The organism is Vibrio sp. FF266 (assembly GCF_041439695.1).
GTDB lineage: Bacteria > Pseudomonadota > Gammaproteobacteria > Enterobacterales > Vibrionaceae > Vibrio > Vibrio tasmaniensis_A.
Genome location: NZ_JBGOOO010000021.1, coordinates 1 through 24804, shown reverse-complemented (window position 1 = coordinate 24804; position 24804 = coordinate 1). Strand labels below are relative to the sequence as shown.

General features: G+C 42.7%; 20 protein-coding genes. 7 read left to right on the top strand and 13 right to left on the bottom strand.

Going from position 1 to position 24804, the window contains the following annotated elements; translation table 11 throughout:
- Positions 1-188 precede the first annotated feature (188 nt).
- The 4 genes from mngA to manA all read left to right on the top strand — a co-directional run bounded on the left by mngA (position 189) and on the right by manA (position 7417).
- The gene (gene mngA / locus ACED59_RS15655; protein ID WP_371705048.1) at positions 189-2123 is read left to right on the top strand and encodes a PTS 2-O-a-mannosyl-D-glycerate transporter subunit IIABC; all 1935 of its coding nucleotides are present in this window, start codon (positions 189-191) and stop codon (positions 2121-2123) included.
- A gap of 236 nt (positions 2124-2359) precedes the next feature.
- The gene (gene mngB, locus ACED59_RS15650) at positions 2360-5014 is read left to right on the top strand and encodes a mannosylglycerate hydrolase (RefSeq protein WP_017097475.1); all 2655 of its coding nucleotides are present in this window, start codon (positions 2360-2362) and stop codon (positions 5012-5014) included.
- A gap of 46 nt (positions 5015-5060) precedes the next feature.
- Entirely contained in the window at positions 5061-6227 is a 1167-nt protein-coding gene (locus ACED59_RS15645) for a glycerate kinase (protein ID WP_017097474.1), read from the top strand.
- A gap of 2 nt (positions 6228-6229) precedes the next feature.
- Positions 6230-7417 carry a mannose-6-phosphate isomerase, class I gene (gene manA / locus ACED59_RS15640; protein ID WP_017097473.1) on the top strand — a complete coding sequence of 396 codons (1188 nt, stop codon included), beginning with the start codon at positions 6230-6232 and terminating at the stop codon, positions 7415-7417.
- A gap of 230 nt (positions 7418-7647) precedes the next feature.
- Here the strand turns inward: manA and ACED59_RS15635 are convergent, their stop codons facing one another.
- Both ACED59_RS15635 and ACED59_RS15630 read right to left on the bottom strand, forming a co-directional pair.
- Positions 7648-7938 (bottom strand): putative quinol monooxygenase, encoded by a 291-nt coding sequence (locus ACED59_RS15635; protein WP_017097472.1) that lies wholly within the window; start codon positions 7936-7938, stop codon positions 7648-7650.
- A gap of 276 nt (positions 7939-8214) precedes the next feature.
- Positions 8215-9357, bottom strand: a complete 1143-nt coding sequence (locus ACED59_RS15630; protein ID WP_029223877.1) for a fatty acid desaturase — start codon at positions 9355-9357, stop codon at positions 8215-8217.
- A gap of 166 nt (positions 9358-9523) precedes the next feature.
- Between ACED59_RS15630 and ACED59_RS15625 the strand changes: the two genes are divergently transcribed.
- Positions 9524-10069 (top strand): GNAT family N-acetyltransferase, encoded by a 546-nt coding sequence (locus tag ACED59_RS15625; protein WP_009845441.1) that lies wholly within the window; start codon positions 9524-9526, stop codon positions 10067-10069.
- Positions 10070-10255: 186 nt separating this feature from the next.
- Here ACED59_RS15625 and ylqF read toward each other — a convergent pair whose 3' ends face one another.
- From ylqF to ACED59_RS15570, 11 genes are all read right to left on the bottom strand, one after another.
- Positions 10256-11191: a ribosome biogenesis GTPase YlqF gene (gene ylqF / locus ACED59_RS15620; protein ID WP_029223876.1), complete on the bottom strand. Its 936-nt coding sequence runs from the start codon at positions 11189-11191 to the stop codon at positions 10256-10258.
- A gap of 166 nt (positions 11192-11357) precedes the next feature.
- The gene (locus tag ACED59_RS15615) at positions 11358-11672 is read right to left on the bottom strand and encodes a cytochrome c (protein WP_017097469.1); all 315 of its coding nucleotides are present in this window, start codon (positions 11670-11672) and stop codon (positions 11358-11360) included.
- 380 nt (positions 11673-12052) lie between these two features.
- Positions 12053-12736, bottom strand: a complete 684-nt coding sequence (locus ACED59_RS15610) for a helix-turn-helix transcriptional regulator (protein WP_009845438.1) — start codon at positions 12734-12736, stop codon at positions 12053-12055.
- 95 nt (positions 12737-12831) lie between these two features.
- On the bottom strand, positions 12832-13713 hold the full coding sequence (locus ACED59_RS15605) for a hypothetical protein (RefSeq protein ID WP_029223875.1): 882 nt from the start codon (positions 13711-13713) through the stop codon (positions 12832-12834).
- Entirely contained in the window at positions 13703-16195 is a 2493-nt protein-coding gene (locus tag ACED59_RS15600; protein ID WP_017097467.1) for a fimbria/pilus outer membrane usher protein, read from the bottom strand. The genes ACED59_RS15605 and ACED59_RS15600 overlap by 11 nt, the downstream gene beginning before the upstream one ends.
- Positions 16179-16865 (bottom strand): molecular chaperone, encoded by a 687-nt coding sequence (locus ACED59_RS15595; protein WP_009845435.1) that lies wholly within the window; start codon positions 16863-16865, stop codon positions 16179-16181. Before ACED59_RS15595 ends, ACED59_RS15600 begins: the two co-directional genes overlap by 17 nt.
- Before the next feature lie 2 nt (positions 16866-16867).
- Positions 16868-17593, bottom strand: coding sequence for a molecular chaperone (locus ACED59_RS15590; protein WP_009845434.1), 726 nt, complete (start codon positions 17591-17593; stop codon positions 16868-16870).
- Between the two features lie 114 nt (positions 17594-17707).
- Positions 17708-18205, bottom strand: coding sequence for a hypothetical protein (locus ACED59_RS15585; protein ID WP_009845433.1), 498 nt, complete (start codon positions 18203-18205; stop codon positions 17708-17710).
- 77 nt (positions 18206-18282) lie between these two features.
- A complete protein-coding gene (locus ACED59_RS15580) occupies positions 18283-18807 on the bottom strand; it encodes a hypothetical protein (protein WP_017097466.1) in 525 nt (174 codons plus the stop codon).
- Between the two features lie 784 nt (positions 18808-19591).
- Entirely contained in the window at positions 19592-20596 is a 1005-nt protein-coding gene (ltaE, locus tag ACED59_RS15575) for a low-specificity L-threonine aldolase (RefSeq protein WP_009845431.1), read from the bottom strand.
- 40 nt (positions 20597-20636) lie between these two features.
- On the bottom strand, positions 20637-21152 hold the full coding sequence (locus tag ACED59_RS15570; protein ID WP_009845430.1) for an NUDIX hydrolase: 516 nt from the start codon (positions 21150-21152) through the stop codon (positions 20637-20639).
- Between the two features lie 287 nt (positions 21153-21439).
- Between ACED59_RS15570 and ACED59_RS15565 the strand changes: the two genes are divergently transcribed.
- Positions 21440-23095 carry an ATPase RavA domain-containing protein gene (locus ACED59_RS15565; protein WP_017097465.1) on the top strand — a complete coding sequence of 552 codons (1656 nt, stop codon included), beginning with the start codon at positions 21440-21442 and terminating at the stop codon, positions 23093-23095.
- Positions 23096-23107: 12 nt separating this feature from the next.
- A complete protein-coding gene (gene viaA / locus ACED59_RS15560) occupies positions 23108-24553 on the top strand; it encodes an ATPase RavA stimulator ViaA (RefSeq protein ID WP_017097464.1) in 1446 nt (481 codons plus the stop codon).
- The last annotated feature ends 251 nt before the right edge of the window (positions 24554-24804 follow it).

Sequence of the window (24804 nt, the reverse complement as noted above, 5' to 3'; positions counted from 1 at the left end):
ATATAATACAAATTAAACGATACATAACAAGCTTTCTTAAAGGAATTACCAATATGATTTAAATACAAATTAAATACAAATATGTATTGGTGAGATCGTGATCACGGATTAAATGTCTTGAAGTTGTATTATTCTTCTCGTCGGCAGGGACGACTGTCGTACTAATCCGTGACTATGGGACAAAGGTTATGAAACTTACTACTCTAACGAATAAGTCGCTCGTAAATCTGCAAACTACGTTTAGCAGTCGAGAAGAAGCGATTTACGCACTTGCTGACCAACTGGATCAGCAAGGCAAACTGCATAACAAGCAAGAGTACCTTGATGCAGTATTTGCTCGTGAAGAGCAAGGCCCGACAGCGCTTGGTGAAGGCCTAGCAGTACCGCATGGCAAGACTGATGCGGTTAAAGAAGCTGGCTTCGCTGTAGCAACGCTTAAAGAAGACATGAAATGGAAAGGCTTGGATGAAGACGAAGATGTAAATCTTATCTTCCTAATTGCGATTCCAAATGCAGAAGCGGGTTCTACCCACATGCATCTGCTCACTGCATTGACAACTACATTGGTTGATGACGATGTTCGCGAAGCGGTATTAAAAGCGACAACCGCTGAAAAAATCTTCGCGCTTCTTGATGGCGACAATCAACAAGATGAAAAACAAGACAACTTAGATACAAATGCCCCGACAATTGTATGTGTGACGGCTTGCCCAGCAGGCATTGCTCATACCTATATGGCGGCAGAGTATCTTGAAAAGGCGGGCAAAAAGCTTGGCTATAACGTGCATGTTGAAAAACAGGGCGCAAACGGTATAGAAGATCGCTTAACGGCTGAGCAATTAAACAATGCTGTGGCTTGTGTTTTTGCTGCTGAAGTGGCGATTAAAGAATCTGAGCGCTTTAACGGCATTCCTCGTGTAGAAACGCCAGTTGCAGAACCGATTAAACACGGTGAACGCATTCTAAACGAAGCAATTGAAGAGTCGAAAAAAGGCAACGGTGCAGAGCGTAAAGTAGCTACTGATGATAAACCTAAGAAAGTGCCACTGAAAACAGAGCTCAAACAAGCACTGCTTTCTGGTATTTCTTACGCGGTTCCTCTTATCGTTGCTGGTGGTACTGTTCTTGCGGTTGCTGTTCTTATCGCGCAAATTTTTGACCTGCAAGAGCTCTACGCAACAAAAGATTCTTGGCTATGGATGTATCGCAAACTAGGTGGCGGCCTACTGGGTACATTGATGGTTCCGGTGCTAGCCGCTTACACAGCTTACTCATTAGCCGACAAACCGGCACTGGGTCCTGGTTTTGCCGCGGGTATTGCAGCAAACATCATTGGTTCAGGTTTCCTTGGTGGTGTTGTTGGTGGTTTGATTGCGGGTTACGTGATGCGCTGGGTGAAAGAGCATGTTCGCTTAGGCCCTGCGTTTAACGGCTTCCTTACTTTCTACCTTTATCCGGTGATCGGTACTTTGGTGGCAGGTAGCTTGATGCTATTTGTTATAGGTAAACCTGTAGCGTTCCTAAACCAAGGTCTAACGGACTGGTTGAACGGTATGTCTGGCACCAATGCGCTGTTATTGGGTGCGATTCTTGGTCTGTTTGTATCATTCGACTTAGGTGGTCCGGTAAACAAAGCCGCTTACGCATTCTGTTTAGGTGCAATGGCGAACGGTGTTTATGGCCCATACGCAATCTTTGGTTCAGTAAAAATGGTATCGGCGTTCACCGTAACGGCTTCAACCATGATTGCTCCACGCCTATTCAAAGACTTTGAGATTGAAACCGGTAAATCAACTTGGCTACTTGGCTTAGCGGGTATTACTGAAGGTGCAATCCCAATGGCGATTGAAGATCCAATCCGTGTAATCGGTTCATTCCTACTAGGCTCTGTGGTTACAGGCGCGATGGTTGGTGCGGCAGGTATTGGTCTATCGACTCCGGGCGCAGGTATCTTCTCTATCTTCTTGTTACACGATTCTGGTTTGGGCGCATTCTCTGCTGCGGCAATCTGGTTCGGTGCTGCGATTGTCGGCACAGCAATTTCAACCATTACTCTTCTGATGTGGCGTGGTCACGCTGTAAAAAAGGGTAAGTTTGAAGCAAGTACTGCAACACAGAACTAACTGAATTTTGAGTTAGCTGCTAACTCACTGCGAAATCAATATATAAAAAATAACAAACAACTGGCTGTCCTAAATACCTGTGCTCCTAACGGTTTTATTCTCACAGATTCTGGGCGTGGTTTTCTGCACCCTAAATTTAGTGGCAGCCAATTTTAACCCCTTGAAAAACTTTAATTTAGTCGTATTTGAGCTCGAATTTAAGATTTACTCGAAGCGACACATTTAGGTAAATGATTATGACTACATCACGCGTACATATTACTCCACACATGCACTGGGATCGTGAATGGTATTTCACAACAGAAGAGTCTCGTATTCTTCTAGTGAACAACATGGAAGAAATCATGAACCGTCTGGAGAGCGATCCAGAATACAAATACTACGTTCTAGATGGTCAAACAGCCGTTCTAGAAGATTACTTCGCGATCAAACCAGAGAACACAGAACGCGTAAAAGCATTGGTTGAAGCGGGCAAGCTAATTATTGGCCCTTGGTACTCTCAAACCGACACAATGCAAGTTTCTGGTGAGTCGATTGTACGTAACATGATGTATGGCATTCGCGACTGTATGAAATTTGGCGATGCAATGAAGATCGGTTACCTACCAGATTCATTCAGCATGAGCTCTCAGCTGCCGATGATCTATAACGGTTTCGACATCACGCGTGCAATGTTCTGGCGTGGTTGTTCAGAGCGTCATGGCACCAACAAAACAGAATTCTTATGGCAGTCTAATGACGGCAGTGAAGTGACTGCACAAGTGCTTCCACTGGGTTACGCGATTGGTAAATACCTTCCGCAAGATGAAGAAGGTCTACGTGCTCGTTTAGATAAGTACTTCCCAGTGCTAGAAAAACCATCGGTAACGAAAGATATCCTATTGCCGAACGGCCATGACCAAATGCCGATTCAGAAAGACATCTTTGAAGTAATGGACAAGCTTCGCGAAATCTACCCAGATCGTGAATTTTCAATGAGCCGCTTTGAAGAAGTATTCGAAAAAGTAGAAGCGGCGCGCGACCAACTCGACACAATCAAAGGCGAGTTCAACGACGGTAAATACATGCGTGTTCACCGCACGATCTCTTCTACACGTATGGACATCAAACTGATCCACGCGGAAATCGAAAATAAGATTGTAAACATCTTAGAACCGCTAGCTTCTATCGCTTGGACATTAGGCTTTGAATACCACCACGGTTTAATTGAGAAAATGTGGAAAGAGAGCATGAAGAACCACGCTCACGACTCGATTGGTTGCTGCTGTTCAGACAAGGTTCACGCTGAGATCCTAAACCGCTACATCCTTGCGGATGACATGGCGACCAACCTGATTCATTTCTACAAGCGTAAGATTGTCGACCATATGCCAGATCGCGAAGGTTGCGACAAACTAGCGATGTTTAACCTTTCTCCATACGAGCGTGAAGAAGTGGTCAACACGACGATCACTATCCGTGCACAAGAGTTCTCTATCTTTGATGAAAACGAAAACCCAGTTGAGTACTTCATCCAAGACAAGCGTCAAATTGATCCAGGTAAAGTAGATCGTCAAATCGTTCACTACGGCAACTATGACCCATTCATGGAGTTTGATATCCAGATCAAACGTACTGTGCCGGCAATGGGCTTCACTACGTTACACATCCAAGGTAACGAGAAGGGCGCAGTTAAAGTTGCTGAGCAGAAGGACTACCTATTAGAAAACGAATACTACCGAATCAATGTAAACGACAACGGAACTCTGACTATTTTCGATAAAGAGACAGAGCAAATATTCGACCAAGTGCTTCGTTTAGAAGACGGTTCTGATGACGGCGATGAGTACGATTACTCTCCATCTCGTCAAGAGTGGTTACTGTACTCAGATGAATTCCCAGTCGAAACATCGATTGATCACCAAGGCTTCCAATCGGTAGCGAACATCGCTTTCCGCATGAACGTGCCTGCCAACCTTACAGAGCGTGAAGAACGTACGGGTCAAAACGGATTCGTTGAAGCGCAATGCCAAGTGGTATTGAAGCAAGGTTCTCGCCGCATTGAAGTACGCATGGAACTAGACAACCAAGCCGACGACCACCGTGTACGTGTGCTAGTACCAACGCCATTCGTTTCTGAAACTGTGGTTGCAGATAACCAGTTCGGTTGTATTACTCGACCAACCAATGACCCTGCTATAGCGGTTTGGGAAGAAGAGAAGTGGAAAGAAGCGCCAGTTCCTGTGTATCAGTTAATGAACTTTGCTGCGTTAGAAAACGGTAACGCGGGCATGGCAATCATGTCGAATGGTCTACGTGAATTTGAAGTGATTGCTTCGCAAGGCGACGATAATAGAGATACGTTCGCACTAACGTTATTCCGCGGTATCGGTGTATTGGGTAAAGAAGAGTTATTGCTTCGTCCGGGTCGTCCTTCCGGTATCAAGATCCCGACACCGGACTCACAAGTACGCGGCAAGTTAGTGTGTGAATTCACTCTATGCGGTTTCTCTGGTAATCACATAGACGCGAACATCATGGCGCAAGCACGTGACAATGTCACTCAAATCGAGTGCTACAACAAGATCCCTTACAACGCGATGAAGCTAAACGTAGGTGAGCAGAACCTTCCAATGAGCTTTAGCCTTCTGTCTAAGCAACAAGCAGGTGCGGTGCTAAGCGTACTTAAGAAAGCGGAAGACGAAGATGCGCTGATCATGCGTGTCTACAACCCAGAAGAAACGGGTTCAGTATCGGATTCAATCTCGTTCACTCAAGCGGTTTCAAGCTGGAAAGAGACGAGTATGGACGAGCGCGTTCGTGAAGGTGATGTAGCGACAGAAACCTTTGGTGACTTGTCTTTTGGCGAACTGGCATCTTGCCAAGCGAAAACATTCCAAGTGAAATTCTAATTCAAGGCACTCCGCTCAAGCAATTAGGCGGAGTAGGTGAACGACGATGAAAATTGTTATTGCTCCCGATTCATTTAAAGAATCTCTATCTGCAAAACAAGTTTGTGAAAGTGTTGAAGCAGGGTTTGCTCAGGTTTTTCCTGACGCCGAATACGTTCATTTACCACTAGCTGATGGTGGTGAAGGAACGGTAGACGTGTTGCTAGAGGCGCTCAATGGTAAGAAACAACGGTTACAAACGACGGATCCAATCGGTCGCGAATGTACGGCTTATTGGGCTTCACTTGTACAACAGGTTGATGGCAAAAGCGTAAACACTGCCTTGGTGGAGTTTGCCCAAGCGTCGGGTTTAGATCGATTAATCGTAGAAGAAAGATCACCTCTTACGGCATCGTCTTACGGCACAGGGTTGCTGATGAGAGATGCGCTAGATAAAGGCGTAGAACAAATCATAGTTGGTCTGGGCGGTAGTGCCACCAATGACGCAGGTGCTGGCATCTTACAAGCGTTGGGAGGCAAGTTATTAGACAAGCAAGGCAACGAACTATCTGGTGGCGGCGCCGAGTTAAGCCAGTTAGCAAGCATCGATCTTGATGGACTACACCCGAGATGCAAAGAAGTGACGTTTGTGGTCGCGTGTGATGTGAACAATCCACTGTGTGGTGAAAGCGGAGCCAGTGCCGTGTTTGGTCCGCAGAAGGGAGCATCAAAAGTTCAAGTTGAACAACTTGATACTGCGATCGGACATTTTGCCGATATCGCTCAAGCGCGCACGGGTATTAATCATCGAGACACTGCTGGTTTTGGTGCGGCTGGAGGCACGCCACTGGGGTTAAGTCTTGCATTCAATATCCAAATTAAAGCGGGTATTGAGATGGTATTAGATGCCTTGGGTGCAGATAAGGTTCTTGAAGGTGCTTCACTGGTCGTGACCGGAGAGGGGCAGATGGACAACCAAACCCTACAAGGTAAAACACCTTTCGGCATCGCTCAGCGAGCTCAAAAGTTGAGTATTCCAACCATTGGAATTGCGGGCTCTTTGGGGCAAGACGTTGAAAAACTTTACGGCTCAATGTCTAGCTTATTTGGAACCGTACGTTCACCTCAGTCTTTAGACCAAGTTTTATCAGAAGCGAATCAAAACCTGACTCGCACTGCCCGTAATATCGCCGCCACGCTCAAGCTTGGCAGCCAGATTTTTAATGAGAAGTAATTATGTCTCTATTTAAACTCGATAACGTTATTCAAAATTACGCATGGGGAAGCAAAGACTCCATCAACCAACTTTTTGGTATTGTGAACCCAAACCAAGAACCTCAAGCAGAAATTTGGATGGGTGCTCATCCTAATGGTTGCTCAAAAGTAGGCGATACCGGTGAGCCGCTTTCTCACATGATTGATGAAAATAGAATCGATGTCTTAGGCGGGTACACGGCGGCACGTTTTGGTGAATTACCTTTCCTGTTTAAGGTGTTGGCCGCTGAAACTCCGTTGTCTATTCAGGTTCATCCGAATAAGCGAAAATCTGAATTAGGTTTTGAGCGAGAGAATGCACTTGGCATCCCTTTGAATGCGTCTAATCGTAACTACAAAGATCCAAACCATAAGCCTGAGTTGGTTTATGCGTTGACCTTTTACAAAGCGATGAATGGCTTTCGTCCAATCGACGATATTATTGCCTTGTTCGAAGAAGCGGATATTCCTTCGTTAGCGATTGAGCTTAATGTACTTAAAGCCAATGCCGACAGTGATTCTTTGAAGTCTTTCTTTAGCGCCATTATGTCTCTTGAAGGTGACCGTAAAGCGTCTGCGCTTAATGAGCTTTATGCTGCACATGCGCGACCAGCTAAAACGGTCATGGGACGTGAAGCTCTGCAATACAGCATTGAATTCAAACAGCACTATCCGGGTGATATTGGTTTGTTTGCACCATTGATGCTTAACACAGTTGAACTGGCGCCGGGTGAAGCTATGTTCCTATTCGCAGAAACCCCACATGCTTATGTTCAAGGTACGGGTTTAGAGATTATGGCAAACTCAGACAATGTGCTTCGTGCCGGTCTCACCCCCAAGTACATAGACGTTCCTGAGCTTATCGATAACACGATCTTTGAGCCGATTAAGCCAGAAGATATTCGCCTTAAGCCTGTATTGAAAGAGGGCAAGATGAGCTATCCGATTCCTGTGGATGACTTTGGCTTTGATATCTTGTCTGCGACTGATGAGAGCAAGTCACAGTATCTACGTAGCGCGGAGATCTTGTTCTGTGTGGAAGGAGAGGCGACCATCACCTCAGAAGGTCGTACAGTTTCTCTTAAGCCCGGAGAATCAGTCTTTGTAAGTAGTAATTCAAGTGTTTACCAATATCAAGGGAATGGCATTTTGGCTCGTGCTTTTAACTAGTGCCCCCGTGCTAGCGATCAGCAAAAGAAATGTCAGAGTGCCACTGTAAAGAGGCACTCAATATTAGATTGATGGTTGTTACCTATCTGTCTTTGACAGTCATGATTATTGACCATACCCGCTACTCTGGCGGGTTTTTTCATTATTAGAATGAGCAGATATAAGCTTGTAGAAACGAAAAACCCTGCGTTCAGAGCAGGGTTTTTATTGAATCAGTACAGAGTGACTGGTTAGGCAATGTGCGTCATTTTATTAAGCACAAAGGTTTCGATACAATCTTCAGTCGCAGCCATGTACTCGGCGATGTGTTGGCTCGCTAAGTGCATCTCGAGATGAGCTTCAGACTCCCAGTTCTCATGAAAAACGAAGTGAGCAGGGTTACTGTTATCTTGGTGCAGATCGTAGTTAATACAGCCGTCTTCAACACGGGTTTTGTCGATCAATTTAATCATCTCTGATTTAACTAACTCAATCTTATCTTCTTTAGAGACGATTGTTGCAATAATAGTCAGTTTGCTCATTTTCAATTCCTTAGGTCTAAACTCAGTAAGTTAAAGTAATATAAGTATAAATTCAGATTGAAGAAAGAGTTCTGGAATCCAATAACTATGGTTCTTGAAGTCCATAATTTAGACTTGAGAGTATTTGGCTAATGGCTAATGGCTAATGGCTAATGGCAAATAGGTTACGCTCATAAAAAAGCCCTCATAGTAATATGAGGGCTTCAAATAAGAGTTAAGCAGTGTCGTTACTGGTGCATTAAGCGGACTATCCTGCCTTAAGTATATTGTTCTATCTTAAGCATACTGTTCCACTGTCATTGCCCAATTTTTTTTCTGTTGCTCAAAATTCATTTTGATTTGTTGGTAACGAACTTTAAGTAGAGAGTGTTCGTACTTCTTCACAACATCTTCTCGTTTGCTTTCAAGTAGCTGCTTTTTGACTTCGTAATACTCGTTCATGTTTGATACTAGAGCATCGAATTCTTGTTGAAGTTTGTCTGCGATTTGTTGCTTGTCGGCACGATGCATGATCTTTTGCTGCGTGCGTTTAAGTAACATTGATGCTTCTGCTTTTTCGATACGAGCTTGAGGGGTTTTCTTAAGCTTGCTTGCCAGTCCCATCAAAGAGGCACTCTTGATCAACCATTTTGTAGGATCGTATTGCCACCAGTAGATGCCGTTGCGGTAATCGTTCTCAAAGATGTGGTGGAAGTTGTGGTAGCCTTCGCCAAAAGTGAGTACTGCTAACACACCGTTATCACGGGCCGTGTTTTTGTCGGTAAAAGGTTGGTTACCCCAGATGTGGGCTAGAGAGTTAATGAAGAATGTTGTGTGGTGGTTAAGTACCAAACGAACCGCACCTACGATTAACAACATGCCAATCACGTCACCGTAAATCACGCCCAATGCAATAGGAACACCGAAGTTCATGATCAACGCCAGAAGAACATAGTGCTTGTGCTGCCACATTACGATCTTATCTTTCTTCAGGTCACGACAGTTTTCATAGTTTTCGTACATTGAGGTACTGTAGTTACGAATCATCCAACCAATGTGCGAGTACCAAAAGCCGCGTTTTGCAGAGTACGGGTCTTTGTCATTGTTATCCACGTGCTTATGATGCACACGGTGATCAGAAGACCAGTGTAACGCGCTGTTTTGCAGGGCAAATGCGCCACCTAATGCAAATAAAAATCTTAGGCTCGAATGCGCTTCAAACGCTTTATGAGACCATAAGCGGTGATAACCCGTTGTGATTGAAAGGTTACAGAACGTAAAACAGATTGCTAGCCATATCCAGTGCTCCATACCATAGCCAAAAAAGTAGCCATAAACGGGAGCCGCAACAACAGCAAGCAGCATACTAAAAGAGAATACAAAAATATTGAGCCAGATTAATGGCGGCTTTTTTGTAGATTGTTTGTCGGCACTATTCATTAGCAAATTTCCATTGAGCTTACATCTGTGCGCTAGAATATCAGCGTACACGTGTAAGTCAATATTGAAAGTGTAAACGTGTATTAGTATGTTTTGCTTAAATATTGTATAAAGGTAGTGTGAAATGTAGTAGCAAGTCATAAATGGAAGTACTAAGGGCTAATAAATGGAAATTAAGGTAGCTGAATATAAAGATTATGAGCGGATTGCCCAATTACACGCGGATAGCTGGAAGCTATATTATCGTGGCATTCTTGCTGATGATTACTTAGAAAATGATGTTTTGGAGGACAGATCTGTTATTTGGCAGACTCGTTTGATTAACCCTCCTTTTAACCAACATGTTTTATTGCTTGAAGAGGGCGGTTTACTGGTTGGTTTCGTCTGCGCGTTTGGTAATCACAACTTTGAGCGTGGCACGTTCATCGATGCGTTACATGTAGATAATGCCTATCGCGGTCGTGGTGTTGGTAAGCGTTTATTGTCTGAATTATCGAAGTGGTTGCAGCAATACTATTCGGATTCAGGTCTGTACCTAGAGGTGATGTCTGAAAATCACCAAGCGATTGCTTTTTATCAAGCGATTGGTGGTAAAGAAGAGCTAGAGCAAGTTTGGAATGCACCATGTGGAAGTCAAGTGAATGAGAAGGTGATTTCTTGGAGCTCTCCCGTTGAACTTGAACAGAAAACAGCAAGCATTGTGTATTCTTAGTCACTTCAAGTTGAATAATGGTTCCTTGCTCAACAGCTGCCTCTTACTGAAGTTGCTTTAAAGCTGAAGAACAAACCAAAAAGCCCCGAGCATTAAATTGTTCGGGGCTTTTTTGATTAGAATAGACGCTTCAATTATTTGGCGTTTAGTCGCACCATGTGATTTTTTTCATAAAACGAAGAGAGATTAACGCTTGTTCTTCAAGTAACGCTTACGACGCTCTTCTTTTTTCTTAATCTGTTGTGCGGCTTTCAGCGCAGCCGCTTCTTCAACTTCGATCAGTTCTTGTGTGATCATTTCTGGTAGCTCTAACGTTACTTTACCTAAAGTACCATTACGCAGTTCGTGAAGTAGGATTTCCGAACATTTGTGAATGTCGATATGACCACCAGCACGAAGTGCGCCACGCTTACGACCAATCGCTTCCATCAATTCGATGTCAGACTCTGGTAGCTCTTCAATTTGGTAGCGTTCTTGCAAAAGGTTAGGGTATTGCTTTGCAAGGTACTCGACTGTGTAGAATGCCACTTCATCGTATTCCATTGCCGTATCTTTTACAGCGCCTGTTGCAGCCAAGCGGAAGCCACTGTGTGGGTTTTCTACTTTAGGCCATAGGATTCCAGGAGTATCTGAAAGGATCACGCCATTTTGTAGATTGATACGTTGTTGACGACGAGTTACCGCAGGTTGGTTACCAGTAACCGCGATCGTACGTCCCGCTAAACAGTTGATGATGGTCGATTTACCCACGTTCGGGATGCCCATGATCATTGTACGAATGTTCTTACCCATCTGTTCACGGTGCGGTGCTAACTTACGCACGAGCTCCATAACGTGGTTAACTTCTTCTTTAGCGCTAGTAGTAATCGCAATCGCTTTAACGCCTTGCTCTTTCTCGAAGTGCTCAATCCAACGCTCAGTAAGCTCAGGATCCGCAAGATCGCGCTTGTTCAACACTTTTACACAAGGCTTATCGCCGCGCAGTGAAGAGATCATTGGGTTTTCACTACTGAACGGGATACGAGCGTCCAGTACTTCGATGATCACATCAACCTGTGGGATAACTTCTTCGATTTCTTTACGGGCTTTATGCATGTGACCCGGAAACCATTGAATAGACATAGAGATAAACCTTGATAAATATATTTGCTGCACATTGTAAGGGTTGGATGATACGTGTAAAGGTATATCTCTCCCGACCTTCAATGAGCTCAGTGAGTTTGCTTGAAGTATAGGCGACTTAGTGATGTTTATTTAACTTAGACTGATCTAATGAAGGTGAAATCCATTACTGTTGTGAAGCATAAAAAGCCGCAATATCTTTCAAGTCTTGATCATTGAGTTTACTCAGTTGTGTTTGCATCATTTCAGCGTAAGCGCCTTGTCTATCACCGTTTTGGTAAGCTTTCATTGTGTTATAGAGGTAAGTTGAATCTTGGCCAGAAAGTTTTGGGTAAGCAGTGTTACTTGTTTCACCCGTGGGGTTATGACAGAAAATGCAACTTGGTGACTTCATTTTACCCAGTTCAGGATCGCCAAAATTAGAGGCATGAAGGCTAGGGGAAAGAGCGAGTAATAGTAAAGTGAAGGGTCGGTAAGTCATGCTTTTTCTCCGGTAAAAACATAACAATAAAGCTTACCCTAAGGGGAAGCTCAAGTCCGAATTGCTTTAGATGCTTTATGCTTTAGATATTTTAGAAGCTAATAGTGTTGACAGTTACAACTGACTTCGGTCTGTTAGGCGAGTAGAGGGCTTAAGAAGTGATGTTTTGTGAGTTCAAAAATTCTATTCGTACCTTAGAGGGCAGAATGTAATTAAGTCACTGATGATAGGATTTAAACCTAGTTGTTCAGTCTAACTGTGATTTTATGACGGAGGGGGGGATAATAGAAGCTCACATCTTCAAGGGCCTAAATTATAATACGATCTGTTGTAAAAATAACTGCAATCCAGTGTCTCTATATTTGTGACTCAAATATTAACTACATGCCTGGTTGTATAATAGTCTCTAAACTATTGATAAAATTTGCTTTTCTTATTGCTTCTTTTCGGTTGGTTACGTTTATTTTTTTATATATATTATATACATGTGTTTTCACTGTACTTTCTGAAATAAATAGTTCACTTGATATCTCTAAATTTGTATCTCCTCTGATAACTCGTTTAAATATTTGAGCTTCTCTTTTTGTAAGGGTAGATAATATTACCTGTGACTTGAATGTTTGGGAGCGCGCATTGGATAAAATATGTGACATTAACTTCCTCGGTAACCATAGGTCGTCATCGCAGACCGTTTTCAAGCAACGTGTAAGGTGCTCTACAGGAGCATCTTGATAGATTATGCCCTTTATATTAAACATGTTGAATAGTTGCATTACGGTAATACTCTGTCCGGTAATATCAGAGGGAACGTCATAGATTACCCATTTGTTGGACTCTACTTTTGATAAGGTGATGTAGACATCTTTGATGTCAGCTAAGAGTAAGTAACTAATGAGAATGACATCGAACGTCTTGCGATGATTCGAACGTTCAATGCCTGAAATACATTCACGACTAAAACAAAAGTCACTGTATTTCTCTATTTCTCGTTGAATAAACTGGTTATTTATACCGTTGTCGCCAATTAGGAGCATGTGCTTTAAATTATTTTTACTGTTATGCATACTTTACTCCGAAACTGACAAATCGTGTTGTGATTATATGATACTAGGTTTTATATAATTGCGTTGCATATCTCAGGATTTATATAATTACATATTTAAGGCTGCTGTGAAAGGAGAGGTTCTATAGAAATTTGTAATGTATCTTCATATATTCCTCCCGGTTTGTTCTCTGTTTCCCCAATTACAAAACTCAAAGGAATAGGTTGACCGAGCGTAGCCGAAATACGCTGAATTTTTGCATCAAGTTGACCGAGGTTTACTCTATCGTTATCTAGGGAAAGTTCGTATGGAATATCCCATTTTGTCTCATCAGATTCATGACGTAGCATCCCTTGATGGGATGATTCCAATACGATGGTATACGCTGTATTACTTTGCACCCATAGGTTCGGTGCAGAACGAATAATCTTGTTTGAATATAATGTTCCTAGATCAAGGTCATAATGCTGTTGAGTTAACCCATAAAAGTGAACTTTTGCAGCTGGTGGCACGGTAACGGATACTGGGAGTGAGCTAGGGCTGATCTCTATTTGTTGGTTGTCTGAGGTATAAGAGGGCGACACTTCTAAAACCCCCCGGTAGGTTCCTGACGCTAGCCACTGTTTGCTTGGGAAACGCATTTGTATGGTTGTCGAAGGTTGACTGTCGGTTAATGATAAATGCCACTGATTCGCGATTGGTACACCCATTTGTCCACTCCACTCGAAGTTGAGTTTGTCTTGGTTTACCCCTTTTAACGTCCGACTGGTATCGTTAAGTTGTAAAACCAAACTCAATTTGCAGGCTTCGCCAATTATATTCGCATCGATCCTATAAGTATTAATTGTTGCGTAAGTACCTGTGTTGAAAACGTCGTATTGCGACTGGGATGAGACGGGTTGAATCGTCAATGCACTAGCTTCACATGCTAATACAGAGGATACAGAATTTATGGCGATGAGGAACCATCCTCCCCACCGAAGTTGTTTAATCCACATACACATCTCCTAGTCTGATCAAGTTGTCACTGCGCTCGCTGAGAGTAATGACGGCTGACTCTTGTCCTTTAGTGTCAAGAATCAGTTGATATTTCCCTGGCTTTAACCCAGATATCGCAAATATGCCGTTCCGATTGGTAAAGAAGTCAATCGGTAACTGTTTAGCTTCACCAAGGTAATGTGCTACACCAGCGACAAGTGAAATTGGATTGTTACTTTGACGGTCGTATAGCTTACCAATCACGGTTAAGACAGCATCGGAACCAATTTGTAGTTGGAAGCCCCGCTTGTAATCAGGTTTAACCCAAAAAGCACCATCCCCCAAATCATATCCCGGTGGTAAGTTATCGACCTCATAACCGATGACTTGGCTATTGTAAGCAACAAGATCAGGAACCATGGCACTGGCATCTCCGTTAAGGTAAACACGTGCGTACTCTCCGTCTTTTGTTGGGTCCAATGCCACGTCATTCTCTGCGAGGCTTTCATGCTTGCTGACAATAGCAAATGCTTCTCGGACTGGTCTGCCGATCGTTACCGATGAACCTGCAAACGCAAGTGCACTGCTGATGGTTACGTCGGTACTGTGGTTTCTTGTGTCACCACTAATGTCGTCAAGTCGAGAGGCATGGGTCGCACTCAATTCGTAACGGTTTGCCGTATAGTTAATACCAGCGTCCATATCGGAGTCCGTTTCTTCATTCGTAATGACACTCGCAAACCCCGATATCCCTCCGGTGTTACCTATATTATTCTGATAGCTGTAATCTAAGGCGGCTTCTCTTAGCTCTGTACTGTAACGACCGACGACACGAGTTTGTCGGCTAAGAGGCCAACTTATGGTGAGCGTAGTGCTGATGTCATCGTCTTTACTGGCGTGATCTTGATAGCTAACACGGGCACTCCAAGTCGCGTGAGTATCAAACAATCCGTCCGATAAACTCGGGCTAATTAGCCAATAGTCGTTCTCTTTGTCTATTCCTGAACGGTAATTGACTGTCATGGCGGCACGTAAAGATCGACTTAGATAAATCGAACCGAATGCAGAAGCATAATGAGTGGTTAAGTTGATGTCTTTATCGGAGGCGTCAAACCCAGCAACACCAGTAAAATTGTTGCTCAGATACTCATAACTAACACTCAGTTGTGGAGCCAGTGTATTCTTACTGGAAAATTCCGCATCGAATGCAAATTTGTAAGCATCGCCGTTTCCTAATACAGGATGTTCGCTACGTGAAGCATTGAGTTCAGTGACTCCCCATCTAGAAGCGATGAGTGCGGTAGTACCATATTGGTATAAATCTTCACGGGTTTGAAAGTTGGTACCTAACGTTAACCAAGGGTTAATCCCAACATCAACATAACCATGGAAAATACGCTCATCGGTTAGGTATTCTAATTGTCCATTTTGGAGTTCAGAGGGTGCTCCATACATAATGCTATATTCAAACTCACCGCTATTGAGTAAGTCGTTACCCGTCGCAATAGAAAACTCGATACGCTCTTCGTTTCCAGAACGATCGGTAATGACGAGTACAATATCGTTACTACCTTGCGCAAGAGGTATATCACTCAGGTTGTAGCTACCAGCGCCTAAAGTTAGTCGTTGGACTGCAATCCCATCTATATAGACATCGACATTCGAGGCTCTTTGAAGTGTGAATGATTGATTGGCTCGTGGTCGTGCATTTCTGGTTGGAATCAGTGTGAAATCTCGAGTTAAGCCAATACCAAGTATATCGGTACTGTCCTGAAAAGATTGGCCACTGTTGTACATATCGCCGAGCACAAGTCGTGTACCTTGCTGTGCAAAGTCAATATTAAGACGAGTTCCTTCTCTCACATATTGTGACTTTTTCGATGAACCATTTTCTAAATAGGATTCATATTCAAAATTGAAAAAACCAATGTTAAGTGCAGAGTCGAATTGACTGCGATAAAGATCTTGCCTTGACGATTTTTGATCGACATATTGGCTCTCATTGGTGGAAAGGGCGACGTTAACGTATCCGCTTAACAGACTTGGCTCAGCATAGTTATAAAAATCATCTGCGCCGTTCATCGAGAGTTGTTGGGTTAAGCTAAATTCTGGCGGAACCGTCACGATACATTCCAACGAAGAAAAGTCGAAATTTAGTCCCAGCCCTACGCTCATAAAGTGGTGCTGCGACAGCATCTCATCGTCTGTCGTGTCATGGAGCTTACCAATACCTTCTTGAGTGACGACAGACGAAAGGAGAGACAGCGTACTTTCCTTTGGCAAAAGAATTTCGTTGTTTGCGGTAATGATAATATCCGCTTCACCAAGAATGGTGTCACTTATCCTTAGTAAAGAGGTAAGTTGAATGTCGCGTCCTGTCGGGTTCAATACCATATCCTGGCCCCAAGTTACAGGGCTTAAGGCGGCACAATAAAACAGTACTAATCCCAAGACATAGAAAACTTGACACATCTTGTGAGAGGTTTCAGTTTTCATATCCATGATAAGTGCCTACTGGTAAGTAATTTAAAGAAGAAGGCAAAGTAATAGTCGAGCGTGGTGGAATAAACTGTTCACCTAAAGCCTCATGTACCTTTTGGTTCTGAGATTCGAGCCCCTTAAAATGAAGTAACGATGTATAGGTAAATCGCGACCCTGAATTAGTGAGTGTTAGTTTTCCTTGTTCATCTATATGTAAGTTCACGTCAGGCTCTAGCGAGGATGAGTGAATGTGCAACAACGCATTGTAGTGAACTTGCAAATTGATACCGGTTGTTAAACTGGTAGGACTGTCCATTTTTTCGTTGTTTTGACCAATATTTACGGTACTGAAACGAACAAAGTAACTTTGGGAAGTTTCGAGTTGGCGGTTTCCCAACCATTGTATACGGAATACTTGACGTTCACCGGGTGCCAACATAGCGGCAGGTGGAAACACAAACATTACCTCACTCGATAGATCTGATGTTTGGAACGTACCATCAGGTAAGAATTTCAAACGACGAACGTTAGCTTCAAGTGGGAGATCCCGCGTTGAGTTGTTAGTCACAACCAGTTGCGATGTTGCCCTGTGATCGGTATTGAGTTCAATGACGGTTGGAAACAGTGTTATGCCAAGCGCTTGTGCACACAGAAAACAAGAAATGAACCCACCAAAAATATAACGTCTCATTGCTACTGATCCTGCTCGATTTCAATCGATAGCGTCTCTACATTGTAATTTTCAAGTGGCTGCATTTCGAAAAAACGAGTGGAATAGGGAAGAACTAAAGTTCCTGGAATACGTTTGGCGATTTCTACGCCTTTTAAATAGGTTGATTTTTTGCCGTCAGAAATTTTCCATGTCGTATTGGTTAACCGACCATAACTATTACCGCTGTTCAGTACTTCAAGGACCCATTTGTTATTCTTGTTATTTGGTTCGATACTTTTAATTTCTAGTTGAGAGGCAGTGTTCTGAGGTCGCACGTTGATAAGCGTATTAAACTGAAGTAACAGACTCACTTGCCCTTGGTTGCTACTTGCTCTTTGAACTTTCACTTGCTTAACAGCAATACGAAAAGCTTTTGACTCTGTAATGGACGGATCGCCTAAATATCGGACCATAATAGATTGCGAACGTCCAGGCTCTATAATTGCAGTTACTGGAATCACTAATAGCTCGTCATCTGCAGGCGTCGTGGTCTCTTTTCCGTATTCATTCATAGTCATAAATACTGGAGACAGTTCGACTGTGAGTGGTTCGGTAGACGAATTCTCAACCCTCATTGTCATTTGAGCTCTTTTACCAAGTGGCGTCATCTCCATAGACATCGGCTCTACTTTGAACGCATGAGCTGACAAACAAGTGAGTGACAATAATAAGAGAACAGTCCATTTATGCATGATCCATTTATACATCGCGATGAGCTCCAAATTAAACTAGAGTCGTAATACAACTGAGGTTAAGTTTTAATACAACAAAGGCTTAGATGAAGTCGGAGGCCAAATAATAGCCCCCGACTTATTCAACCTCTAATTTGAGGTGATATTTACGGTTAACGTATCTGAATAACCACCTGCCCATGGGGAGGTTTCTGTTGTCACAATATCAATGGACGCGGCAACACCAGTCGCCAATACTCCTGAACCACCATAAGAGTTACTGATTGAAACGTCATTTAGGCCTGGGCCTCCTGGCGCATTAAGCGTGAAAGGAGCTAAGCCAGAAGGGTTAAATGTTGCTTCGTATGTAAGAGCGTAGTCTTCGCTATCATCGGACTCTAGACCACCCTCAGCACTCGTCAGTGTTACAGTTGCACCATCGACGTCATTACACTTCATGTTAAGGCCACTAACAGAAAGGTTTTGAATTTGAGATACATTACCAAAGTCCATCAGTTGTGTTGAAAGACCAGTAACTTCACATACAGGTGAAACAAAACCAACTAGCTGGACATCACCAGGAGCGGCTTGAACTTGAGCACCAAAAATAGCTGTGACTGTTGCTGCGTAGAGTGTTAGCTTTTTCATTAGAAATTCCTTTATCTTAAATGATTGGCTCGAATACTGCTGAGCGTATGTTGTTCTGCAGATACATTGCAGAGCTTTTACTTGGTCACGCTATGAATCGAAGGGTAAACTTCGATCTCAATAACGTCTTGATAATAACCCGCGAAACGCAAGCTATTTTCGAGTGCTACCCTAAGGCTCCCCTGTTGAGAGAAAGGAATAACACCAGAACTGTTTATCATTACTGGTGAAGTAAGTTGGCTGCTGTGCCTACTTTCATAAAGACGAAGCTCGTCTATTTGTAATGACAGATTATAAGTTTCAATAATATCAACCCCTTGGTGTTGATATTTTAAGCCTCCATATTTTGAATTAATCGTTATACCCAACGGACGGTTACAATACATATTAAAAGGCAATAGTTGCACATCACGGTGTTCCGTAAACTTCATGACATTGCCAGAAAAGAAATTTATTTCGCATCGATCTTTGATCTGGCCATTAATTCCTAACGTTAAGGTGTTAGCACTGGTGTAGAATGAAAGTGACAGACTAAAAATTAACGTTGAGACGATGAATTTGTGAATAAATACGAATGCTCTAATCATCATTTCACCTCTCATTGATTGAATGTAACCTGTTGCTTAACTTTCAAAACTATAAGTGCTTTAAAAAATGGTGAAGTAGTAAAAAAAGTTTATTATTTAGACGAAGTATGAGTTTTAGTATGAGTTTAAGGTAAGGTATAAATAGTACATTTTTAGATAATAATTTTGTTTTCAATTAGATAGGCAGTTTTTGACCCACAGTTAAATTTACGAGTGGATTTTTATTAATTGATAAAATTAGAACTATGGTCTACGGCGTTATTTTTGGTGAATTTTTCGATGGATTATTCTTCCAGGAATATTTTATTTTTAGTTTTATTCACTGGTTTATAATTTGAATGTGACGATTTTAAATTGTAATAGTGAAAAGTGGCTATCTATATTAGTTGGTAATTTCTATTTAAATTAGCCTCTTACGATGTTTTTTTAGAATTGGTGTGTTTTATTCTTAAATACCGTACGCATGGCAAATAAAAATTAAATTATTACGATTAAATTATTTGATTTTATCGTGCATGAAAAATTTAATCTCACAAATGAAAATCGAAATTTAACGATAATTTAATACTTAAACGCAGGTTTAATACATAGAAGGTATTCACATAGGCCAAAACAAGATTGCGTTCTGTTGCAGTTAATTTAGTTGAGTCTATTAGTCAGATTAGTCGGTATAGGTATAGGTATAGGTATAGGTATAGGTATAGGTGAGGTGGAAGAGGTGAATGATTTTTTTTAAAAGACTAAAGCTTCGTAAGGGAAGCTCTAGTCTTAATTGCTTTAATGTGAATCTTGTTCAGCGTTAAAGCGCACTTTCCAACTTAGTTAGGAAAGTCGCGATGTCTTTTGAACTGATATCTCTATGAGTAACAAAACGTACAGGGTTACCTGGTGACATTGTAATGCCTTGCTCTCCTAACTCCCGTGCGATACGGTTAATATCAATCGACTGATCTAACTTCGCAAACACAATATTAGTCTGAATGAAATCAGGGTTAACTGAGAAACCTTCTAACTTGCTTAGACCAATCGCTAGTTTTTTTGCGTTTTCATGGTCTACTTTAAGTTGAGCCACGTTCTCCGTGAGCGCCATTTTACCTGCTGCAGCAAGAATACCAGCCTGACGCATACCACCACCGACCATTTTACGCAATCGACGAGCTTTAGCGATGTACGCTTTGCTACCAAGAAGTAGAGAGCCAATCGGAGCACCCAAACCTTTTGATAAACAAATTGTCATCGAATCGAAGTGTTGTGCGATCTCTTTAATGTGAACATCTAGTGCAGCCGCCGCGTTATAGACACGCGCGCCATCTAAGTGCATTTGCAGGCCGTGTTGGTTTACGAACTCACGCGCTTCCGCTAGGTAAGAGACTGGCAGCACTTTACCATTGATTGTGTTTTCTAAACTAAGAAGCTTAGTACGAGCAAAGTGGCTGTCGTCTGGCTTAATCGCAGCAGCAAGCTTTTTAAAATCTAACGTGCCGTCAGGGTTGTTCTCGATTGGCTGAGGTTGAATCGAGCCTAATACTGCAGCGCCGCCAGCTTCGTATTTGTAGTTGTGCGCTTGTTGGCCACAAAGGTATTCGTCACCACGCTCACAGTGCGCCATTAAACCCAGTAGGTTGGCCTGTGTGCCGGAAGAAGTGAACATAGCCGCTTCAAAACCGGTTTCATTTGCAGCCCATTGTTCCAGTTCGTTGACGGTTGGGTCATCGCCATATACATCATCGCCTACTTCTGCATTTGCCATTACATCACGCATAGCTTGCGAAGGTTTAGTTACGGTGTCAGAACGAAAGTCCATGTTTATCTCCTAGAGTACTATTAGGTAGTCATATAATTGGCTATAGATGGCCACATAGTTGGGCTTTGCTTAAACAAGCGATGGTTTTGGTATCGGTAATTTGATCGTTGCGAATTTTATGTTGCAGTTCTTCCAAGCTAAGTTCGATAACCTCTATTACTTCATCTTCATCACATTCAAAGCGGGTAGTAAGGCTTAAGTCTTTTGCGATGAACAAGTGTTGGATCTCATCACAGAAGCCAGCTAAAGGGGTAACTTGTCCCAAGCTCTGGAAATAAGTTGCACTGTAACCCGTTTCTTCTTCGAGTTCGCGTTGTGCACATTGAAGAGGTGTCTCATCAATTTCCATCGTGCCAGCAGGGAGTTCCAAAAGCCATTTTTTAAGAGAAGGACGAAACTGGTTAATGAGGATGATTTTTCCAGACGAAGTGATAGGAAGAATAACGGCCGCGCCGGGGTGGTTTATTGTTGTATGTTTTACCACGACGTTCGTAGGGAGCGTCACGTTCTCTTCTATAAGAGAAATACTTTTCCATTGATGGATAACTTTACTCATGCAATCTGGCCACTTTCCTTGCCAATTTTTCTTATAACTGAAGACGTGTACCACCATAACGTCTATGGTGTCGAAAATAAAAGAAAAATTAGGGTTAACAATAGATTTAGTTTCACACCATTCGTGATGCTACTCTCATAATTGGAATCTATGATTGCGCGAAAATTGCAGCTTAACCATCTGATATAAAGGCAACTAAATAATAAAAGATACTTGTAACAAAGTGCTAACAAATGTATAAAAACGTATCTACACTCTCAACTGTTCAAAGATTTTCGGAGTAACGCATGAACCCTTCTATTTCCTCACATGCTGACAAGGCGCTACTCTCTGAAAGAATCAATAAATTAGCGCATGCTCTCTCTGATGGCGTTTATGAAAGAGAAGACACCATTAAGCTTTGTTTACTGGCGGCTCTGGCTGGCGAAAGTGTGTTCCTATTGGGCCCTCCGGGTATCGCAAAAAGCCTTATCGCTAAACGCCTCATCCAGGCTTTTGACAACAGTAGCTACTTCGAATATTTGATGACACGTTTCTCTACTCCTGAGGAAGTGTTCGGCCCACTAAGCATTCAAGAATTAAAAGACAACGGTCGTTACGTAAGGCTGACCGAAGGCTACCTACCAACCGCGCAAGTCGTATTCCTTGATGAGATCTGGAAAGCAGGCCCTGCCATTCTCAATACGTTACTGACTGTGGTTAACGAAAAGACATTTAAAAACGGCGCAGACATTGAGCGTGTGCCGATGCGCTTGTTGGTTTCAGCGTCTAATGAACTTCCTGACGAAGACAGTGGACTAGAAGCACTTTATGACCGAATGTTAGTTCGCGTGTTCGTCAACCGTATTCAAAACAAACAAAACTTCAAATCGATGCTAACGACAGGTACTTCTCAAGAAGCCGTCATTCCAAAAGGGTTAGCGATTACAGACATTGAATATCATCAATGGCAGAAAGAACTCGATAATCTGGAGTTGACGGATAATTCGTTTAACAAGTTATTTGAGCTAAAAACCATGCTTGAAGACACGGTTAAGAAGCAAGGCTCAGCGTCAGAGTCGGATTTGTATGTTTCGGACAGACGCTGGAAGAAAGCGGTTAAACTATTGAAAGCGAGCGCATTTTTCAGTGGCCGTGATAGCGTTAACCCGCTCGATATTATGCTTCTTCAAGATTGTTTGTGGCATAGCCCTGAATCTCGCGATGTGGTTCGTAGCGTTGTAAAAGATTTTGCGTTGAACCGAGCGTTTGATCAGCAAGAGTCGAAATCTCAAATTGAAATGTCTCGTGAAGAGCTAGAAGAGATTCAAGATGATGTTGAATCGACTCTGTCGGTGTCGCTCTCAGTGGAGTCAACCAGTGGCTTACGACGTAAAGACGTTTACCAAAATGATATCAAGAACGCGAAAATGTACAGCGTCGGTAGCGCATACAATCTTATTAAATTGGTTATGCTGCAAAGCAATATGTCGGTGTCTGAATCTGAGAAAGGTGATAGTCGTTGGGTGTATGTAGCCAAAGATGATTTTGACCGCGTTCTAAAAGAAGGTCATGGCGATATTTATGGTTACGTAAACGAAAACAAAAATCTATGCCGCTTAAAGCTCGACTTGGATGCATCGAATCAATTAGTGATCAAAGATATTGCTAATCGTTCTGTATTGGTGAGTGTGGTGACTACTGACGGTTTAGATCAAGAACTGTATAACAAGTGGTTGAATGGCGCTGAGAAAGCCCTAGAACAGTTAACTGCAGCTGAATTCAAGTTAAAAAGAGTACGCACTGAATTCCATGACGCATTACCGCATAACTATATTGACCCTGATTTACCGAAAGCGATGGAATCAAGCTTACAGGCGGTAACACAAGAGCTTGAAACGACAAAAGTGAAGAGTAGCAAGATCGCGCAACGCATTAAGTTCATGAGTCAGTACTTTGAGTAAGAGGGGGAGCATATGTTAGGAGCTGACGGCTTAAACCTCGCTTTGATGGTGGCTGACTCAGGTATCATTGATACCGCGATGAATGATCTTATCGCTCGTTCTCAAGTGATGATGGCTGCTGAGAATAAAGGTGTGAAAACATCAGTCAAAAACCACTTAGTTAAATGGCGCGGTAAAGTAAAAAAACGCGTCACTAAAGTGTGTGAAACCGACCGTTTCCAAGAGGAAATCGCACTTTACCAAGAAGTGATTTACTGGGATGAATCTCAGTTTTTTGACGAGATTGATCGCGTTATTAAGAAGCTGGAGTGGCACTCAGCATTTTATCTACAAGCAAGACGTTTGATGGAAAACAATAAAGGTGTTTATAACGCGATGTTTCCACATTACTTTTGTGATCAATGGTACCAATCGCTGTCAGATGCCATCAAACAAGCTCAAGTCACCGAACTCGAAACAAGCAAAGAAAAAGTCTTAGCTGATCTTTATCAGCGCATGGAAACCATGAAAAACATGGACAAAGTGACAGAGTCGGGCGATGAAGGCAGTGTAGGGCGTTTGTGGGACATGGCATCGGCCAAATTAAGCAAAACAGACCTAACCATCATGAAGCGCCACGCTGAGTTTCTGAATAAGCACAAGGGTTTGCAAGAGATCGCAGAAAAACTAGGACGTATGGCTGGTGAGGAAGATGATCCTTCGCTACACAAAGCTCCTGTAGAAGAACTGCAGATGGTTGAAGAGAAAAGCGATGAAGCGGTCGATGATATTGTTGGGATTCACGAAAGTGATGATCTCAACAAGATGCTGCCAAACGAAACCATGTTCCTCGCTTACCCTGAACTTGAGGTTATCTTTTATAAGCACTTGGCCGACAAGCGTTTATTGAGCTATCGTTCGCAAGGTAAATCACGGACATTACGTAAAGTAAAAGCGCAAAAGCCTGATAGCAAAAACGTCGATATTGAAAAAGGGCCGTTCATCGTCTGTGTGGACGCTTCTGGTTCTATGAGTGGGTTCCCAGAGCAGTCAGCCAAAGCAATGGCTTACGCTTTGATGCAAATCGCGCTTGCGGAAGAGAGAGACTGTTACGTGATTCTGTTCTCTTCTGAGCAGATTACCTATGAGTTAACAAGGCAAGATGGCCTGCGTGAAGCGAGCGACTTCTTAAGCTATTCATTCCACGGCGGTACGGATCTAGAACCTGTACTCATGAAGTCGATTGATTTGATGACGGGTGACAAATACAAGAACGCAGATTTGATCGTGCTTTCTGACTTTATTGCTCCTAAGCAGTCTGATGAAATGATTGCTCAGGTCGAAAAATTGAAAGAGCACAAAAACCGTTTTCATGCGGTTAGTCTTTCGAAATATGGCAACCCACAACTTATGACGATGTTTGACCATTGTTGGGCTTACCATCCAAGTCTAGTCGGTCGTTTTATGAAGAAGTGGTAACGTCGAATTCCTTAATTTGCTCCATTTTGCTGCGTGTTTATTGATTGAAGAGATCGAACATGCAGCAATTTGATTTAAATGTCAGCAAACGGAATTGAAATTCATTTTTTTGTTTGACTATCTTCACTCAATCCGTAAAGTAGGCACCCGAACACAGCGGGGCTAACGTTTAGTCGGTTCTAACGTGTTGAAAAATGGCGCCTTGGCAGAGTGGCTATGCAGCGGATTGCAAATCCGTGGACCTCGGTTCG

Bases quoted from the DNA above. Each gene is read 5' to 3' on its own strand.
- mngA (WP_371705048.1), top strand. From the start codon at position 189: ATGAAACTTACTACTCTAACGAATAAGTCGCTCGTAAATCTGCAAACT.
- mngB (WP_017097475.1), top strand. From the start codon at position 2,360: ATGACTACATCACGCGTACATATTACTCCACACATGCACTGGGATCGT.
- ACED59_RS15645 (WP_017097474.1), top strand. From the start codon at position 5,061: ATGAAAATTGTTATTGCTCCCGATTCATTTAAAGAATCTCTATCTGCA.
- manA (WP_017097473.1), top strand. From the start codon at position 6,230: ATGTCTCTATTTAAACTCGATAACGTTATTCAAAATTACGCATGGGGA.
- ACED59_RS15635 (WP_017097472.1), bottom strand. From the start codon at position 7,938: ATGAGCAAACTGACTATTATTGCAACAATCGTCTCTAAAGAAGATAAG.
- ACED59_RS15630 (WP_029223877.1), bottom strand. From the start codon at position 9,357: ATGAATAGTGCCGACAAACAATCTACAAAAAAGCCGCCATTAATCTGG.
- ACED59_RS15625 (WP_009845441.1), top strand. From the start codon at position 9,524: ATGGAAATTAAGGTAGCTGAATATAAAGATTATGAGCGGATTGCCCAA.
- ylqF (WP_029223876.1), bottom strand. From the start codon at position 11,191: ATGTCTATTCAATGGTTTCCGGGTCACATGCATAAAGCCCGTAAAGAA.
- ACED59_RS15615 (WP_017097469.1), bottom strand. From the start codon at position 11,672: ATGACTTACCGACCCTTCACTTTACTATTACTCGCTCTTTCCCCTAGC.
- ACED59_RS15610 (WP_009845438.1), bottom strand. From the start codon at position 12,736: ATGCATAACAGTAAAAATAATTTAAAGCACATGCTCCTAATTGGCGAC.
- ACED59_RS15605 (WP_029223875.1), bottom strand. From the start codon at position 13,713: ATGTGGATTAAACAACTTCGGTGGGGAGGATGGTTCCTCATCGCCATA.
- ACED59_RS15600 (WP_017097467.1), bottom strand. From the start codon at position 16,195: ATGGATATGAAAACTGAAACCTCTCACAAGATGTGTCAAGTTTTCTAT.
- ACED59_RS15595 (WP_009845435.1), bottom strand. From the start codon at position 16,865: ATGAGACGTTATATTTTTGGTGGGTTCATTTCTTGTTTTCTGTGTGCA.
- ACED59_RS15590 (WP_009845434.1), bottom strand. From the start codon at position 17,593: ATGTATAAATGGATCATGCATAAATGGACTGTTCTCTTATTATTGTCA.
- ACED59_RS15585 (WP_009845433.1), bottom strand. From the start codon at position 18,205: ATGAAAAAGCTAACACTCTACGCAGCAACAGTCACAGCTATTTTTGGT.
- ACED59_RS15580 (WP_017097466.1), bottom strand. From the start codon at position 18,807: ATGAGAGGTGAAATGATGATTAGAGCATTCGTATTTATTCACAAATTC.
- ltaE (WP_009845431.1), bottom strand. From the start codon at position 20,596: ATGGACTTTCGTTCTGACACCGTAACTAAACCTTCGCAAGCTATGCGT.
- ACED59_RS15570 (WP_009845430.1), bottom strand. From the start codon at position 21,152: ATGAGTAAAGTTATCCATCAATGGAAAAGTATTTCTCTTATAGAAGAG.
- ACED59_RS15565 (WP_017097465.1), top strand. From the start codon at position 21,440: ATGAACCCTTCTATTTCCTCACATGCTGACAAGGCGCTACTCTCTGAA.
- viaA (WP_017097464.1), top strand. From the start codon at position 23,108: ATGTTAGGAGCTGACGGCTTAAACCTCGCTTTGATGGTGGCTGACTCA.